This is a genomic window from Roseomonas sp. E05 (genome assembly GCF_030063475.1).
Classification (GTDB): Bacteria; Pseudomonadota; Alphaproteobacteria; order Acetobacterales; family Acetobacteraceae; genus Pseudoroseomonas.
The window spans coordinates 1-817 of the sequence record NZ_JASIRT010000099.1 but is presented as its reverse complement, the minus strand read 5'-3'; the positions used below and the strand labels follow the sequence as shown (position 1 = coordinate 817).

The window sequence follows — 817 nt, the reverse complement described above, 5'->3', positions numbered from 1 at the left end:
CTAGGTTGCCGACTCAATCAGGGGAGCCAGAAACAAGCGGTTGCGACGAGCGCGATGGCGGAGAGGAAGTTCCTGGCCAAGCGGTCGTAGCGCGTAGCGATGCGCCGCCAGTCCTTCATGCGCCTGAACATGCGCTCGATGACGTTGCGCCTGCGATAGGCGCGGCGGTTCAGCGGATGGGGTTTGCGACGGGCACGGGTGGAGGGAATGACCACCTCGGTGCCCTGCGCCTCCAGGAGCTGGCGGAGGTGATCGGCATCATAGGCCTTGTCGGCCAGGACGCGATGTGGCGGCGCGATGCCGTCCAGAAGATGGGCGGCGATGCTGATGTCGGCGACGTTGCCGGGCGTCAGGACGAAGGCGAGCGGTCGGCCTTCAGCGTTGGCCACAGCGTGGATCTTGCTGGTCCGCCCGCCGCGTGAGCGGCCGATCGCCTGCGCGGCTTCGCCCCTTTTTTGGCGCCTGCCGCCGAGCGGTGCGCCTTCACGTGGGTGCTGTCGATCGAGATCTCATCCGGGATGTTCCCGGCGGCCGCCAGGCGCTCGAAGATGCGCTTCCACACACCTTGAGCGCTCCAGCGGTTGTAGCGGTTGTAGATGGTGGTGGCTGGGCCATACTCCGGCGGGCAGTCGCGCCAGCGGCAGCCCGAGCGCGGGACATGCAGGATGCCACTGATCACCCGGCGATCATCCACCCGATGTGCGCCAGGGCGGCCTCGCGGCAGATGCGGCTCGATCACCGCCCAAGCCTCGTCACTCAGCCACTCTGATCCGCTCATGCCACCTCCTCCGAAGAAGCACAGCGAATCAGAAGACCT

At 66.7% G+C, this 817-nt stretch carries 1 pseudogene; it reads right to left on the bottom strand.

From position 1 onward, the window contains the following. Positions 1-17 precede the first annotated feature (17 nt). Positions 18-778, bottom strand: a pseudogene (locus QMO56_RS26845) (IS5 family transposase). Positions 779-817: the final 39 nt, after the last annotated feature.